This window comes from Dietzia sp. IN118 (assembly GCF_032905965.1).
GTDB lineage: Bacteria > Actinomycetota > Actinomycetes > Mycobacteriales > Mycobacteriaceae > Dietzia > Dietzia kunjamensis.
Genome location: NZ_JAUMSR010000001.1, coordinates 1263726 through 1277318, shown reverse-complemented (window position 1 = coordinate 1277318; position 13593 = coordinate 1263726). Strand labels below are relative to the sequence as shown.

General features: G+C 70.8%; 14 protein-coding genes. 7 read left to right on the top strand and 7 right to left on the bottom strand.

Annotated features, from left to right (window positions below; genetic code table 11):
* Positions 1 to 5 precede the first annotated feature (5 nt).
* Positions 6 to 1085, bottom strand: a complete 1080-nt coding sequence (ychF, locus tag Q2K20_RS06225) for a redox-regulated ATPase YchF (protein WP_119191793.1) — start codon at positions 1083 to 1085, stop codon at positions 6 to 8.
* 99 nt (positions 1086 to 1184) lie between these two features.
* On the opposite strand from ychF, the gene Q2K20_RS06220 reads away from it, so the two are divergent.
* Positions 1185 to 2690, top strand: coding sequence for an AI-2E family transporter (locus Q2K20_RS06220; protein ID WP_269500939.1), 1506 nt, complete (start codon positions 1185 to 1187; stop codon positions 2688 to 2690).
* Between the two features lie 11 nt (positions 2691 to 2701).
* On the top strand, positions 2702 to 3199 hold the full coding sequence (locus tag Q2K20_RS06215) for a DUF6542 domain-containing protein (RefSeq protein WP_259839696.1): 498 nt from the start codon (positions 2702 to 2704) through the stop codon (positions 3197 to 3199).
* Between the two features lie 71 nt (positions 3200 to 3270).
* Here the strand turns inward: Q2K20_RS06215 and Q2K20_RS06210 are convergent, their stop codons facing one another.
* Complete coding sequence (locus tag Q2K20_RS06210) at positions 3271 to 4251, bottom strand: 4-hydroxy-3-methylbut-2-enyl diphosphate reductase (RefSeq protein ID WP_069390312.1); 981 nt, start codon at positions 4249 to 4251, stop codon at positions 3271 to 3273.
* A 73-nt stretch (positions 4252 to 4324) separates the two neighbouring features.
* Here Q2K20_RS06210 and Q2K20_RS06205 point away from each other — a divergent pair, with 73 nt between their 5' ends.
* From Q2K20_RS06205 to Q2K20_RS06195, 3 genes are read left to right on the top strand one after another with little or no spacing between them, the layout of a single operon-like run.
* Positions 4325 to 4714, top strand: coding sequence for a hypothetical protein (locus Q2K20_RS06205; RefSeq protein ID WP_269500938.1), 390 nt, complete (start codon positions 4325 to 4327; stop codon positions 4712 to 4714).
* Positions 4711 to 6003 (top strand): exodeoxyribonuclease VII large subunit, encoded by a 1293-nt coding sequence (xseA, locus tag Q2K20_RS06200; RefSeq protein ID WP_069390313.1) that lies wholly within the window; start codon positions 4711 to 4713, stop codon positions 6001 to 6003. Before Q2K20_RS06205 ends, xseA begins: the two co-directional genes overlap by 4 nt.
* The gene (locus tag Q2K20_RS06195; RefSeq protein WP_067715599.1) at positions 6003 to 6236 is read left to right on the top strand and encodes an exodeoxyribonuclease VII small subunit; all 234 of its coding nucleotides are present in this window, start codon (positions 6003 to 6005) and stop codon (positions 6234 to 6236) included. The genes xseA and Q2K20_RS06195 overlap by 1 nt, the downstream gene beginning before the upstream one ends.
* A 74-nt stretch (positions 6237 to 6310) precedes the next feature.
* Here the strand turns inward: Q2K20_RS06195 and Q2K20_RS06190 are convergent, their stop codons facing one another.
* Entirely contained in the window at positions 6311 to 6871 is a 561-nt protein-coding gene (locus Q2K20_RS06190) for a DUF4245 domain-containing protein (RefSeq protein ID WP_119191745.1), read from the bottom strand.
* Positions 6872 to 7036: 165 nt separating this feature from the next.
* Here Q2K20_RS06190 and glpX point away from each other — a divergent pair, with 165 nt between their 5' ends.
* Positions 7037 to 8047, top strand: a complete 1011-nt coding sequence (gene glpX / locus Q2K20_RS06185; RefSeq protein ID WP_067715604.1) for a class II fructose-bisphosphatase — start codon at positions 7037 to 7039, stop codon at positions 8045 to 8047.
* A gap of 74 nt (positions 8048 to 8121) precedes the next feature.
* Positions 8122 to 9525, top strand: coding sequence for a class II fumarate hydratase (locus Q2K20_RS06180; protein WP_067715607.1), 1404 nt, complete (start codon positions 8122 to 8124; stop codon positions 9523 to 9525).
* Between the two features lie 88 nt (positions 9526 to 9613).
* Here Q2K20_RS06180 and Q2K20_RS06175 read toward each other — a convergent pair whose 3' ends face one another.
* From Q2K20_RS06175 to Q2K20_RS06160, 4 genes are all read right to left on the bottom strand, one after another.
* The gene (locus tag Q2K20_RS06175) at positions 9614 to 10207 is read right to left on the bottom strand and encodes an LGFP repeat-containing protein (protein ID WP_163375979.1); all 594 of its coding nucleotides are present in this window, start codon (positions 10205 to 10207) and stop codon (positions 9614 to 9616) included.
* An 86-nt stretch (positions 10208 to 10293) separates the two neighbouring features.
* Positions 10294 to 11649, bottom strand: a complete 1356-nt coding sequence (locus tag Q2K20_RS06170; protein ID WP_067715613.1) for a PhoH family protein — start codon at positions 11647 to 11649, stop codon at positions 10294 to 10296.
* Between the two features lie 222 nt (positions 11650 to 11871).
* The gene (locus Q2K20_RS06165) at positions 11872 to 13110 is read right to left on the bottom strand and encodes an acetyl-CoA C-acetyltransferase (protein WP_269500937.1); all 1239 of its coding nucleotides are present in this window, start codon (positions 13108 to 13110) and stop codon (positions 11872 to 11874) included.
* A 29-nt stretch (positions 13111 to 13139) separates the two neighbouring features.
* Positions 13140 to 13592 (bottom strand): MaoC family dehydratase, encoded by a 453-nt coding sequence (locus tag Q2K20_RS06160; protein WP_069390320.1) that lies wholly within the window; start codon positions 13590 to 13592, stop codon positions 13140 to 13142.
* Position 13593: the final 1 nt, after the last annotated feature.

Here is a 13593-nt window from a genome sequence, read left to right as displayed (position 1 = left end):
CCGACTCACACGTTGAACCGGAACTCCACCACGTCGCCGTCGGCCATCACGTAGTCCTTGCCCTCCATGCGCACCTTGCCGGCGGCCTTGGCTGCGGCCATCGACCCGGCGGCGTCGAGGTCGGCAAAGGAGACGATTTCGGCCTTGATGAAGCCCTTCTCGAAGTCCGTGTGGATCACGCCGGCGGCCTTGGGGGCGGTGTCGCCCTTGCGGATTGTCCAGGCGCGCGACTCCTTGGGGCCGGCGGTGAGGTAGGTCTGCAGGCCCAGGGTGTGGAACCCGGCGCGGGCGAGCGAGTTCAGGCCCGGCTCGTGCTGGCCGATCGACTCCAGCAGCTCCATGGCGTCGTCCTCGTCCAGTTCGAGCAGCTCGGCCTCGACCTTCGCATCGAGGAAGACCGCGTCGGCGGGGGCGACCGCGGCGCGGAGTTCGGCCTGACGCGACTCGCTGGTCAGCACTGACTCGTCGGCGTTGAACACGTAGAGGAACGGCTTGGCGGTCATCAGGTGCAGGTCACGCAGCAGCCCGCGGTCGACCTCGTCCTGCGCCTTGAACAGGGTCCGACCGTCCTCGAGCAAGGCCTGCGCCTTGCGGACCTCGTCCAGCAACGCCACGAGGGACTTGTCCTTGCGCGAGTCCTTCTCGAGCCGCGGGATCGCCTTCTCGATGGTCTCCAGGTCGGCCAGGATCAGCTCGGTGGCGATCACCTCGATGTCGGCCATCGGGTCGACCTTGCCGTCGACGTGGATGACGTCCGGGTCGTCGAAGACGCGGACGACCTGGCAGATCGCGTCGGCCTCACGGATGTTGGCGAGGAACTTGTTGCCCATCCCCTCACCGGTGCTGGCGCCCTTGACGATGCCCGCGATGTCGACGAACGACACGACGGCGGGCAGGATCCGCTCGGAGCCGAAGATCTCCGCGAGTCGGTTCAGGCGTGGGTCCGGCAGATCGACCACGCCGACGTTGGGCTCGATGGTGGCGAACGGGTAGTTCGCCGCGAGGACGTCGTTGTTCGTCAGGGCGTTGAACAGGGTCGACTTACCGACGTTGGGCAGTCCGACGATTCCGAGGGTGAGGCTCACGAGGGCACAGTCTACGGACAGCACCCCGGCTCCTCCCCCGCGGCCGTCGGGCGCCTCGTCAGGGAGCACACCACCGTGACCTCTGACATCATGTGACCCATGACCGACGAGCCGAAACCGCGTCCCCCCGTCGAGGACCAGGAGCAGCACGTCGACCGTTCCGTCCTCATCGGACTGGGCGGGCGCTGGGTCACCGACTGGGCCCTGCGACTGGCCATCCTTCTCGTCGCGGGCTGGTTGGTATCGAGGATCGGTGGCGCCCTGTGGGTCGGCATCCTCCCGATCCTGTTGGCGCTCATCGTCTCCACGGTGCTGTGGCCGCCGACGGGGTGGATGGTGCGGCACAGGGTCCCCAAGACGCTGGCCTCGCTGTTGTCCATCATCGCGTCACTCGGCCTCGTCTCGGGCGTGGTCGCCCTCATCGCCCCGTCGATCGTCGAGCAGAGCGTGCAACTCGCCGACCAGACCTCGGAGGCGATCACCCAGGTCCAGGACTGGTTGCGCGGCCCGCCGCTGAACATCCGGGACGAGCAGCTCGACGGGGTCCTCGAGCAGCTCAGCTCCACCCTGCAGGACCGCGGTGACCAGATCGCCTCGGGTGTGTTCAGCGGTGTCAGCGCGGTGGGGTCCTTCGTGATCACCCTCGTGCTGGTTCTGGTCCTGACGTTCTTCTTCATCAAGGACGGGCCGAGGTTCCTCCCGTTCGTCCGCCGCATCTCCGGGCGCACCGCCGGCCGTCACCTGACCGAGGTCCTGACCCGCGCCTGGAACACCCTCGGCGGCTACATCCGCGCCCAGGCGATCGTGTCGTTCGTCGACGCGGTGCTCATCGGTCTGGCTCTGGTGATCCTGGGCGTACCGCTGGCGTGGGCGTTGGCCGTCATCACGTTCATCGCCGGGTTCATCCCCATCGTCGGCGCCTTCACCGCGGGTGCGCTCGCAGTCCTCATCGCCCTGGTCGCCAACGGCTTCACGACCGCGATCATCGTCCTGGTCGTGATCATTCTGGTGCAGCAGCTCGAGGGCAACGTTCTCCAGCCGATCGTCCAGTCGCGCGCGATGAACCTGCACCCGGGGGTCATCCTGCTCGGCGTGGCCGCGGGTAGCACGCTGTTCGGCATCATCGGCGCGTTCCTGGCCGTCCCGCTCCTCGCGGTACTGGCGGTCGCGCTGCGCTACATCAACGAGCAGATCGATCTGCGTACCGGTGATGTGACCGCGTCGGATCTGGCGTCGGCGACAGACGAGGGACGTCTGACCGCGTGGCTCGCCGAGCTGTCGAGCTCGCGCTTCGCACCTCTGCGCAAGAGCAGCACCGCGATCATGGCCGGGATGATCGACGAGCGCCCCGACATCGCCGGGCCCCGGCGCCCGGTCCCCACCCGTGCGGGCGCAGGGGTCACCGTGGAGGCCGACGACGACGAGGTGGGCGGCGGCTCCACCACCGCCGCACCGGGGTTGTCGGATGAACCCCCGCCGGCGGCGGGCCCCGTCGATCCGAAGGCGGTCGACGGCTACCGCCCGTCCCCGCAGGAGCAGGAGGCGGAGAAGCCCAACCCGCTACGGCGGTTCGGCCGTTTCCTCGCCCGCCGACTGGGAGGTTAGAGTCTTCTCCCGTGACTAGACGCAGGAGTGGACGGGTACCCGCGGACGAGCGGTCCGTGCTGTCCTCGACGCGGGGGCTGCCGGCCTGGACCGCGGTCCTCCTGGCGGTGGCGATCTCGCTGACCGGCGTGGCCATCGACTCGGTCTCCGGGGACCTCGGCGCGGGCTTCACCGTGGCGTTCTTCCTCGGCTGCGTGGTGTCCGTGCTCGCGGTCGCGCGGCGCTCGGTGTTCGTCGCGGGGGTGCAGCCACCGATCATCATGGCCCTGCTGGTCCCACTGGTCTACGTCGTCTCCGGGGTCGGTTCGGGCGCGGACGTCTTCTCGCGGTCCCAGCTCGTGGCGATCATCCTGCCGCTGGCGACCCGCTTCCCGCTGATGATCACCACGACCGTCGTGGTGGTGGCGATCGCCCTGATCCGTGCTCTGGTGCTGGAGCCGCGGCCGCGGGTCGCCCGCCCCGCGGCGCCGCCCATCCAGCGCAGCGCCCCGGCACACGCCCGCCGTTGAGGCGGGGTGCGCCGGGGCGCTGACGGCTACCGCGTCCTCCCCCGCCACCTACCGGCGGGCGGGGGCGCGTATCAGACCTTCTTGGGGACCCGCAGTTCGCGGGGCAGCGAGAACGTGATGGTCTCCTGCGCCGTCCGGACGGTGGAGACGTCACCGAAGCCGTGGTCGGCGAGCAGGTCCACCACTCCGCGGACGAGGATCTCCGGCACGGACGCGCCCGAGGTCACGCCGACGGTGGTGACGCCCTCGAACCAGGACGTGTCGATCTCCTTGGCGTAGTCCACCAGGTGCGCGTCGCGGGCTCCCGCCTGCAGCGCGACCTCCACCAGTCGCACGGAGTTGGACGAGTTCTGTGACCCCACCACGATCACCAGGTCGCACTGCGGGGCCATGGTCTTGACCGCGACCTGACGGTTCTGCGTGGCGTAGCAGATGTCGTCGGACGGCGGGTCGATGAGCGTGGGGTACTTCTGCTTGAGGCGGCGCACCGTCTCCATGGTCTCGTCCACGCTGAGCGTGGTCTGCGAGAGCCAGATCAGCTTCTCGGTGTCCACGGGAATGTCCAGCGCGTCCACGGACTCGGGACCGTCGACCAGCGTCACCACGTCGGGCGCCTCACCGGCGGTCCCCTCGACCTCCTCGTGGCCCTCGTGGCCCACCAGCAGGATGAGGTAACCCTCGCGCGCGAAGCGCTTGACCTCGGTGTGGACCTTGGTCACCAGGGGGCAGGTGGCGTCGAACGTCTTGAGTTCGAGTTGGAGAGCGCTCTCCCGGACCGCGGGCGAGACGCCGTGCGCGGAGAACACCAGGTTCGCGCCGTGCGGGACCTCGTCGGTCTCGTCGACGAAGATCACGCCCTGGTCGGTGAAGGACTCGACCACGTGCTTGTTGTGGACGATCTCCTTACGGACGTACAGCGGCGCCCCATGCTTGGCCAGGGCTTTCTCGACCGTCTCGACGGCTCGGTCGACGCCGGCACAGTAGCCGCGCGGTTCCGCGAGAAGTACCCGCTTGGTTGCCGGTTCGGCGATCATGTCGGTCTGCTCGGTCATGTCCCCAGGGTACGGTTCATACTGGATTTCGACCATTACGCCTCCCTTCACGCCCCCCGGCAGAGAGGTCCGCATGCTCCGACCCCTGTTCCTGACCCGTGCCTCGATCGGTCTCGCTGCCACCGCGGCGGAGCATGTCGTGGCCCTGCCCGGCCGTGCGGTCGAGGCGGTCACCACGCTGCCCGCGATCCCCGTGCGGGTCGCCGGCGGCCTGGTCCAGTCCTATCTCCACGCCGGTCAGACCCTCACGGACCTGGCCGTCAAGGGCGACAAGGTGCTCGCCTCGGTGTTCCCGGCGCGGTCCGACCAGCCGGAGTGGGCGACGTTCGACGAGGACGAGGCCGACCCCGACGAGGTCCTGGACGTGTCCTACCGGATCTACGGGTCGTCCTCGAGAGCCGCCCGCGACCGGGACGACGACCCCGACGTGCCGACCGGCCGCGTCGCCCCCCGCGACGCGTGACGGCCTCGTCCCCGCGCACGCCGAGCAGCGCCGAGCAGCCGTGGCCGGTCCGGGTGGTCTCGGACCAGATCGCCGCGTGGATCCACCGGCTCGGGGCGGTGTGGGTCGAGGGTCAGATCACCCAGCTGAGCCTGCGCCCCGGCACCCGCACCGCGTTCCTCACCCTGCGTGACCCCTCCGTCGACAACTCGCTGACGCTCACGTGTCCACCCAGGCTCATCTCGGAGTCGCCGGTGCCGGTCACCGAGGGCAGCCGGGTGGTCGTGCGGGGGACGCCCCGCTTCTACACGGGCCGCGGGTCGTTCTCCCTGCAGGTCTCGGAGATCCGGCCCGTCGGCGTGGGCGAGCTCCTCGCCCGCATCGAGCGGCTCAAGCAGGCGCTGTCGGCGGAGGGCTTGTTCGACCCCCGACTCAAGCGGCCCCTGCCGTTCCTGCCCACGTGCGTCGGCCTGATCACCGGTCGGGCGAGCGCCGCCGAACGCGACGTCGTGGAGGTGGCCCGCGGCCGCTGGCCGGACGTGCGTTTCGCCGTGCGCAACACCCCGGTGCAGGGGGTGTCGGCCGTGCCCCAGATCCTGGACGCGCTGGCCGAGCTCGACGCCGACCCCGTCGTCGACGTCATCATCCTCGCCCGAGGCGGCGGGTCGGTCGAGGACCTGCTCCCCTTCTCCGACGAGGCTCTCATCCGCGCGATCTCGCGGTGCCGCACCCCGGTGGTCTCCGCGATCGGCCACGAGCCCGACTCGCCGTTGTCGGATCTCGTCGCCGACCTGCGGGCGGCCACCCCGACCGATGCGGCCAAACGGGTCGTGCCCGACGTGATCGAGGAGCGTCGTCGTATCGCCGAGGCCCGGTCCCGTACCGCCCGGGCGCTGCGCGGTTGGGTGGACCGGGAGCGCAACCAGCTGGCGGCCGTGCGGTCGCGGCCGTGCATGGCGAACCCCTACGGGATCGTCGAGTCGCGGGCGGAGATCGTCGCCGAGGCACTGCGCGCGGCCCGACGCGACATCACCCGGATCATCGACTCGGAGTCCACGTCGCTGGGCCACCTGTCGGCGCGTCTCACCACGCTCGGGCCCGCCGCCACCCTGGCCCGTGGCTATGCCGTGGTGCAGTCCGTCGCCGGGAGCCACGACGGCCGGGTGGTCTCGTCGATCGCCGACGCCCCACCCGGATCGCAGCTGCGGATCCGCGTCTCCGACGGCTCCATCTCCGCGGCCGCACTCGGGTCGACACCCGCCGCCGGCCGACCCACCCCTTCCACCGAACCGACCGAGGAGCAGTCCTGATGTCCGACGAGCAGACCCCCGTCTCCGAGCTGGGATACGAGCAGGCCCGCGACGAGTTGATCGAGGTGGTCCGCATCCTCGAGGCCGGCGGTCAGGACCTGGACGCCTCACTGGCGTTGTGGGAGCGGGGCGAGGAACTCGCCGAGCGGTGCACCGAACACCTCGACGGCGCGCGTGCGCGCATCGACGCCGTCCTGGGTGACGACGACGAGGGCGACTCCGGCCGGGGGTGATCCCGTCGCCCGGCCGGGCGCGAACGCCTACCGCCGCCCCGGTGCGATCACCGCGGGCACGGCACGCCGGGCGTCTACGGCGCGGGCAGCGGCTCGACGTCCTGAACGGCGGCGGCGAGTGCCTCGAAGTCGGACGTCGGCGCGGAGCCGGTGACGGCCACCCGGACGTCCTCGAGGTCGAGCACCCACACCGGCCGGACGTCGTCCCCGGTGAGGACGGCCCACTCGCGCCCGGAGACGGGCACCATGGTCCGGCTGGGCCGCGGCCCACCGCCGAGTGACCGGAACGCGTCCTCGGGGGCGTCGGACTGGACGAGTTCGATGTAGCTGCGCTCGCCCGTCACCCAGCCGACGTGGCTGGAGGTGGTCCCGGCGAAGCCCTGGACACGGCCGGAGTTGGGGGTCCACCCCTCCGGGACCTCGGGCGAGCGGATCGGGAAGTCCAGGCTCCGGGCGTCCTGTTCCAGCGAGGCCCGCGCGTCGAAGTCGGGGATCTGTCCCTGCTGCGGGCCGGACGGGCTGAAAGTGCACAGTCCGGCCACTCCGGCGAAGACGCCGCAGATCACCATGAGCACCACCACCGACCAGAACATGTCGCGGTTGCCCTGCAGGATTCTCGGTTTCGCCTCGGCCACGCCTGCGAGTATCCCACCCACCCGGGGAGAGTCCGGCGCGTGGCCCCCGGCGGGGTGGCCGAGGTGGAACAATGGGCGCCGACACCCCACCGCGGCCGTGCGCGACCCCGTCGCGCCCGTGCCACCCACAACCCCAGCCAGCGTTCACGAGGAGCCAGACCACCTATGTCACCCACCAAGCGTCCCGATCGAAACCTCGCAATGGAGCTGGTCCGTGTGACCGAGGCCGCCGCCCTGGCCGCCGGGCGGTGGGTCGGTCGTGGCGACAAGAACGGTGGCGACGGTGCCGCGGTGGACGCGATGCGCGAGCTCATCTCGACCGTCGACATGGATGGCGTCGTGGTGATCGGTGAGGGCGAGAAGGACGAGGCGCCCATGCTCTACAACGGTGAGAAGGTCGGCACCGGCGAGGGGCCGGCCGTCGACGTGGCCGTGGACCCGATCGACGGCACGCGGCTCATGGCGGAGGGTCGGCCCAACTCGATCGCGGTGATCGCGGTCGCCGAGCGCGGGTCGATGTTCGATCCGTCGGCCGTGTTCTACATGCGCAAGATCGCCGTGGGCCCGGACGCCGTGGGCAGGATCGACCTCGCCAAGTCCACCGAGTGGAACATCCGCTCGGTCGCGGAGGCCAAGAACATCGACGTCGGGGACATGACGGTGTGCGTGCTCGACCGGCCGCGCCACGCCGAGCTCATCGCCGAGATCCGGGCCGCGGGCGCCAAGGTCCGGCTCATCATGGACGGCGACGTCGCCGGCGGTGTGGCGGCGGCCTCCGACGACAGTTCGGTGGACATGCTCATGGGCATCGGCGGTACCCCGGAGGGGATCATCACCGCGTGCGCGCTGAAGTGCATGGGCGGCGAGATCCAGGGCCAGCTGTGGCCGCAGGACGAGGCGGAGCGCCAGAAGGCGGTCGACGCCGGACTCGACGTCGACGCGATCCTCGGCACGGACGATCTGGTCAAGGGCGACAACTGCTTCTTCGCCGCCACCGGCATCACCAACGGCGACATGGTCCGCGGTGTGAGCTACCGCGCCAACGGCGCCGTCACCCGCTCGTTGGTGATGCGGTCCAAGTCGGGCACCGTCCGCCACGTCGAGGGGCGCCACAAGATGGAGAAGCTCCGCGAGTTCTCCGCCGTCGACTACGGCCAGGCCGCCGGCGGCAACTGATCCCTCCCCGGCACCCCGCGCCCGCCGCTTCCGTCCTCCTGCACGGTGCGGCGGGCGCGCCTAGTCTGACCGGTATGGCCGATCAGACTGAATTCCGTATCGAACACGACACGATGGGCGAGGTCCGGGTCCCCGTCGACGCTCTCTGGCGGGCACAGACCCAGCGTGCCGTCGAGAACTTCCCCGTCTCGGGCAGCGGGCTCGAACGAGCGCAGATCCGCGCGCTGGGCCTGCTCAAGTCCGCGTGTGCGACGGTCAACGGTCGACTGGGACTGCTCGACCGGGACAAGGTCGACGCGATCGTCGCCGCAGCCGGCCGCATCGCCGAGGGGGAACTGGACGAGCACTTCCCCGTCGACGTGTTCCAGACCGGCTCGGGCACGAGTTCCAACATGAACACCAACGAGGTCATCGCCTCGCTCTGCGCGGCCGAGGGCGTCACCGTGCACCCCAACGACGACGTGAACATGTCACAGTCGTCCAACGACACCTTCCCGACGGCGACCCACGTCGCGGCCACGGAGGTCGTGATCGCCGATCTCGTCCCCGCACTGAACACCCTCGCCGAGTCCTTCGAGACCAAGGCCGGTCAGTGGCGCGAGGTGGTCAAGCCCGGGCGCACCCACCTGATGGACGCCGTGCCGGTGACGCTCGGACAGGAGTTCGCCGGCTACGCCCGGCAGATCCGCGCCGGGGTCGAGCGCGTCTGCGGGACGCTGCCCCGTGTCGGCGAGTTGCCGATCGGTGGAACCGCCGCCGGCACGGGCCTCAACGCCCCCGACGGCTTCGGCTCCGCTGTGGTCGAGGAGCTGCGCTCCCTCACCGGTCTGGAGGAGCTCCGTCTGGCGGCGGATCCGTTCGAGGCCCAAGCCGCCCGCGACGGCCTTGTCGAGCTGTCCGGGGCCCTGCGTTCCGTCGCCGTCTCGCTCACCAAGATCGCGAACGACATCCGGTGGATGGGGTCGGGCCCCATGACCGGGCTGTCGGAGATCCACCTTCCGGACCTGCAGCCGGGGTCGTCGATCATGCCCGGCAAGGTCAACCCGGTGCTGTGTGAGACGGTCGCGCAGGTCGCCGCCCAGGTCGTGGGGAACGACGCGGCCGTGGCGTGGGCCGGGGCCAGCGGTGCCTTCGAGCTCAACACCGCGATCCCGGTGATGGCGCGCAACGTGCTCGAGTCGGTCCGGATCCTCGCGAACTCGTCCACGCTGTTCGCCGAGCGCTGCATCGACGGGATCGAGCCGGACACCGATCGCATGCGGCGGCTCGCCGAGTCCTCCCCCTCGATCGTCACGCCGCTGAACTCGGCGATCGGCTACGAGGAGGCCGCCCGGGTCGCTAAGCACGCCCTCGCCGAGGGGATCACCATCCGCGAGGCCGTCATCGCGCTCGGCTTCGTCCCCGATCCACTGTCCGAGTCCGAGCTCGACCGGCGCCTCGACGTCCTGGGGATGACGGGCCTCGACCGCGAGCGCTGACCCGACGGTCTCGCCATGAGTGCGCACCGCGATGTGCGCCGCGGCCCGGGCTCGGCGCGCCCGGCCCGCGGCGCGTCGCGTTCCGGGGTCAGCCGGAGTGCTCGACCACCCGGATGGCCTGGTCCTCGAGGCGGATCTGTCCGCGTTGGAAGTCCGAGTAGATGACCTCGCCCTCGGCGATCTCGTCGCTCACCGGCCACCCCAACCGACCGGCGGGTCCGCCGTTGTCGCGGTAGGTGGCGAGGATCTGCCCGCGGACGATCCGCGCACCGGTCTGCGGTGACCAGAAGATGGCCCCGTCGGCGAAGTCCTGCTTCTTGCCACCCTCGAGCGCCTCTGCCGGGGCGACCGGGGCCCCGAGCGCGAGCGGGGTCTCCTTGGCGTCGTCATATCGGCGATAAATGGCCATGTTCGTGAGGAACTCCTCCTCGCCGATCTTCACCACGATCGGGTCGTCCGCATCGGCCCCCGCGGCGGGAGCGGCCGCGCCCGGGTCCGCGCCGGTCTGGCCCGCACCGGTCTGGCCCGCACCGACCTGGTCCGCAGCGCCCTGGTCCGTAGCGGTCTGGGACTGCGCCTCGGCCGGCATCCCGCCCGGGGTCTGCTCGCCACACGCGGCCAGCCCCAGGATGCAGGCGGTGATCAACCAGAGCGCGGGCGCCGGTGACGAGCGTCGGGACATGGGAGACCTCCGATACGGCATGCTTGATGCGGGCCCGGGCTCGCTCGCCCGGACCCGCATCATCCCACGGTCGCCGGAGCCTGCAGTCAGGCGGCGTGGATGCGTCGCAGCTCCCCGGAAGCTCCCTCGGGGTGGAATTCCTCCAGCATCGTGGTGACGAGTTCGGCGATGGCGGAACGCTCCGAGCGGTTGAGGGTGACGTGGGCGAACAGTGGGTGCCCCTTGAGCTTCTCCACCACGGCCTGGATGCCGTCGTGCCGACCGACACGGAGGTTGTCCCGCTGGGCCACGTCGTGGGTGAGGACGACCCGCGACCCGGTCCCCAGCCGCGAGAGCACGGTGAGCAGCACGTTCCGCTCGAGCGACTGCGCCTCGTCGACTATCACGAACGAGTCGTGCAGGCTCCTGCCGCGGATGTGGGTCAGCGGCAGCACCTCGAGGATGTCCCGGTCCATGACCTCGTCGATGACGTTCTCGCTGACCAGTCCCTCGAGGGTGTCGAACACGGCCTGGGACCACGGCGACATCTTCTCCGACTCGCTGCCGGGCAGGTACCCCAGTTCCTGCCCGCCCACGGCGTACAGCGGGCGGAACACGACGATCTTGCGGTGACGACGCCGCTCCAGGACCGACTCGAGGCCCGCGCACAGCGCCAGCGCCGATTTGCCGGTGCCCGCCCGGCCGCCGAGGGAGACGATCCCGATCGACTCGTCCAGCAGGCAGTCGATCGCAATGCGCTGCTCAGCCGAGCGGCCGCGCAGGCCGAAGACCTCGACGTCGCCGCGGACCAGCCGGAGCCCGCCGTCGTCGGCGACGCGCGCCAGTGCCGACGACGACTCGGTCTGGACGCGGACGCCGCAGTGCACCGGGGTCCCGCTCTCCAGTCCCGCGGCCCGGGCTGCGAGGCCCGAGGCGCGGCCCTCCGAGAACAGGGTGTCGACGAGGTCCTGGGTGGCCGGCAGGTCGGCGACCCCGCTGTACCCGGTCAGCACGACGTCCTGGGCGTGGTACTCGTCGGCCGGCAGGCCCACCGAACCCGCCTTGACCCGCAGGGGGACGTCCTTGGACACGAGCACGGTGTCGGCGCCCTCGGCCCGCAGATTGAGCGCACACGCCAGGATCCGGGAGTCGTTGCCGGTGTCACGGAATCCGGACGGCAGCACCGCCTGGTCGGTGTGGTTGAGCTCGACCCGCAGGGTGCCGCCGACGTCGGTGACGGTGATGTCGCCGTCGAGGCGCCCGTGCCGCAGCCGCAGGTCCTCGAGCAGCCGGAGGGCCTCCCGCGCGAAGTAGCCCAGCTCGGGATGATTGCGTTTGCCCTCCAGCTCGCTGATGACCGCGATGGGGAGCACCACGCGGTGCTCGGCGAAGCGGGTGACGGCCCACGGGTCGGACAGCAGAACCGAGGTGTCGAGGACGTAGGTACGTACGGTGTCGGTCACGGCGCGCTCCTCGCCCGCGGCACCCGCGAGCGTGTTGGGTTGGACCGGCCGGCCCAGGTCACCTGGTGGTGACGGGGCCGGGTGCCGGCCCCCTCCCGATCGAGACAGACGATCATCGGCTGGGACCTCCCGACGGTCGGCTTCCCCACCGACCGTTGCCGATGACGCTACGCCCGAATCACATCCCTGTAGTTAAGTCTGGGTGAAATATCAGGTGACCCGTCACGCCACCCGCTCGAAGGCCGCCGCCAGCCCCTGCCCACCGCCGAGGCACATCGTCTCCAGGGCGAGCCGGCCCTCCCGGCGCGCCAGTTCGCGCGCCATGGTGGTGAGGATGCGCGTACCGGTGGCCCCGACGGGATGCCCGAGCGAGATCCCGGAACCGTGGACGTTGAGCCGCTCGCGATCGGCGGCGGTGAACCCGTGGTCCGACTCCCATTCCCGCAGGCACGCGAGCACCTGCGCGGCGAACGCCTCGTTGAGTTCGATGAGGTCGAAGTCCGCCAGCCGCAGGTCGAGTTGCCGGAGTAACCGGGCCGTCGCGGGAACGGGGCCGATGCCCATCCGCGCGGGGTGGACGCCGGCCACCGCCCAACCGAGCGGTCGGACGTAGGCGCGCAGCCCCAGCTCCTCGGCGCGACCGCGGGTGGTCACCACGCACACCGCCGCGCCGTCGTTCTCCCCCGACGCGTTGCCGGCCGTCACCGTCGCGCCGGGGTCGACGCGGAGGCGGACGGGGCGCAGTGCGGCGAGGGACTCGGCCGTGACGCCTCGCCGGGGGTGTTCGTCGGTGTCGACGACGACGAGCTCTCCCTTCCGCTGAGGGACCTGCACCGGCACGATCTCCTCGTCGAACACCCCCGAGTCCTGGGCGGCGATCGCGCGCCGCTGGCTCTCGGCCGCCAGTTCGTCCTGCTCCGTCCGGGAGATGGAGTACTCCGCGCGGAGGTTCTCGGCGGTCTCGAGCATGCCGCCCGCCACCGGGTGGTCGCGGCCGCCGGAGGTCATCCGGCCACGAGCGATGCGGTCGATGAACTCGACCCGGTCGCTGCGGACCCCGCCGCGCAGACCCAGGGAGTAGAACTCACTGTTCGACATCGACTCCGCGCCACCGGCGATCACCACCTCGCTCACGCCGACGGCGACCTGCATCGCCGCGTTGAGCACGGCCTGAAGTCCCGATCCGCAGCGGCGGTCGATCTGGATCCCCGGCGTGCTGATGTCGAGCCCGGCATCGAGTGCCGCCACCCGCCCGATCGCGGGCGCCTCACCGTTGGGGTAGCACTGGCCCAGGATCACGTCGTCGATGTCCGTCGTTCCGAGGCCGGTGCGGTCGACGAGTCCGGCTATCGCGACCGCGGCGAGGTCGGCGGCCTGCAGTGGCGCCAGGACACCGCCCCGGCGGCCCACCGCGGTCCGCACGGGTTCACAGATCACCACGTCGGCCAGCGCCTCGGCCATCCTGGATCCGGGCCCCGGCGCCTGTCGCCTCACTCGACCATCATCCGCACGGTCTCGGCCACGACCGCCGGCCGGTCGGAGCCCTCGACCTCGACGGTCACCAGACTGTTGAGTTGCACCCCCGACGACTTCCGCTGGAGCGACGTCAACTCGATCCCCGCACGGATCCGTGACCCGACCGGTACCGGGGCGGGGAACCGCACCTTGTCCACCCCGTAGTTGATCATCATGGCGAAGCCCCGGATCTCCATGACCTCGGCGCCGAGCACCGGCAACAGCGACAGGGTGAGGTACCCGTGCGCGATGGTGCGGCCGTACGGTCCCTCGGCCGCCCGCGCCGGGTCGACGTGGATCCACTGGTGGTCCCCGGTGGCCTCCGCGAACGCGTCGATGCGCTCCTGGGTGATCTCCATCCAGTCGCTGTACCCGACATGCCGGCCGAGCTCGGCCTCGAGCTGCTCCAGCCCCTCGAACACCTTCATG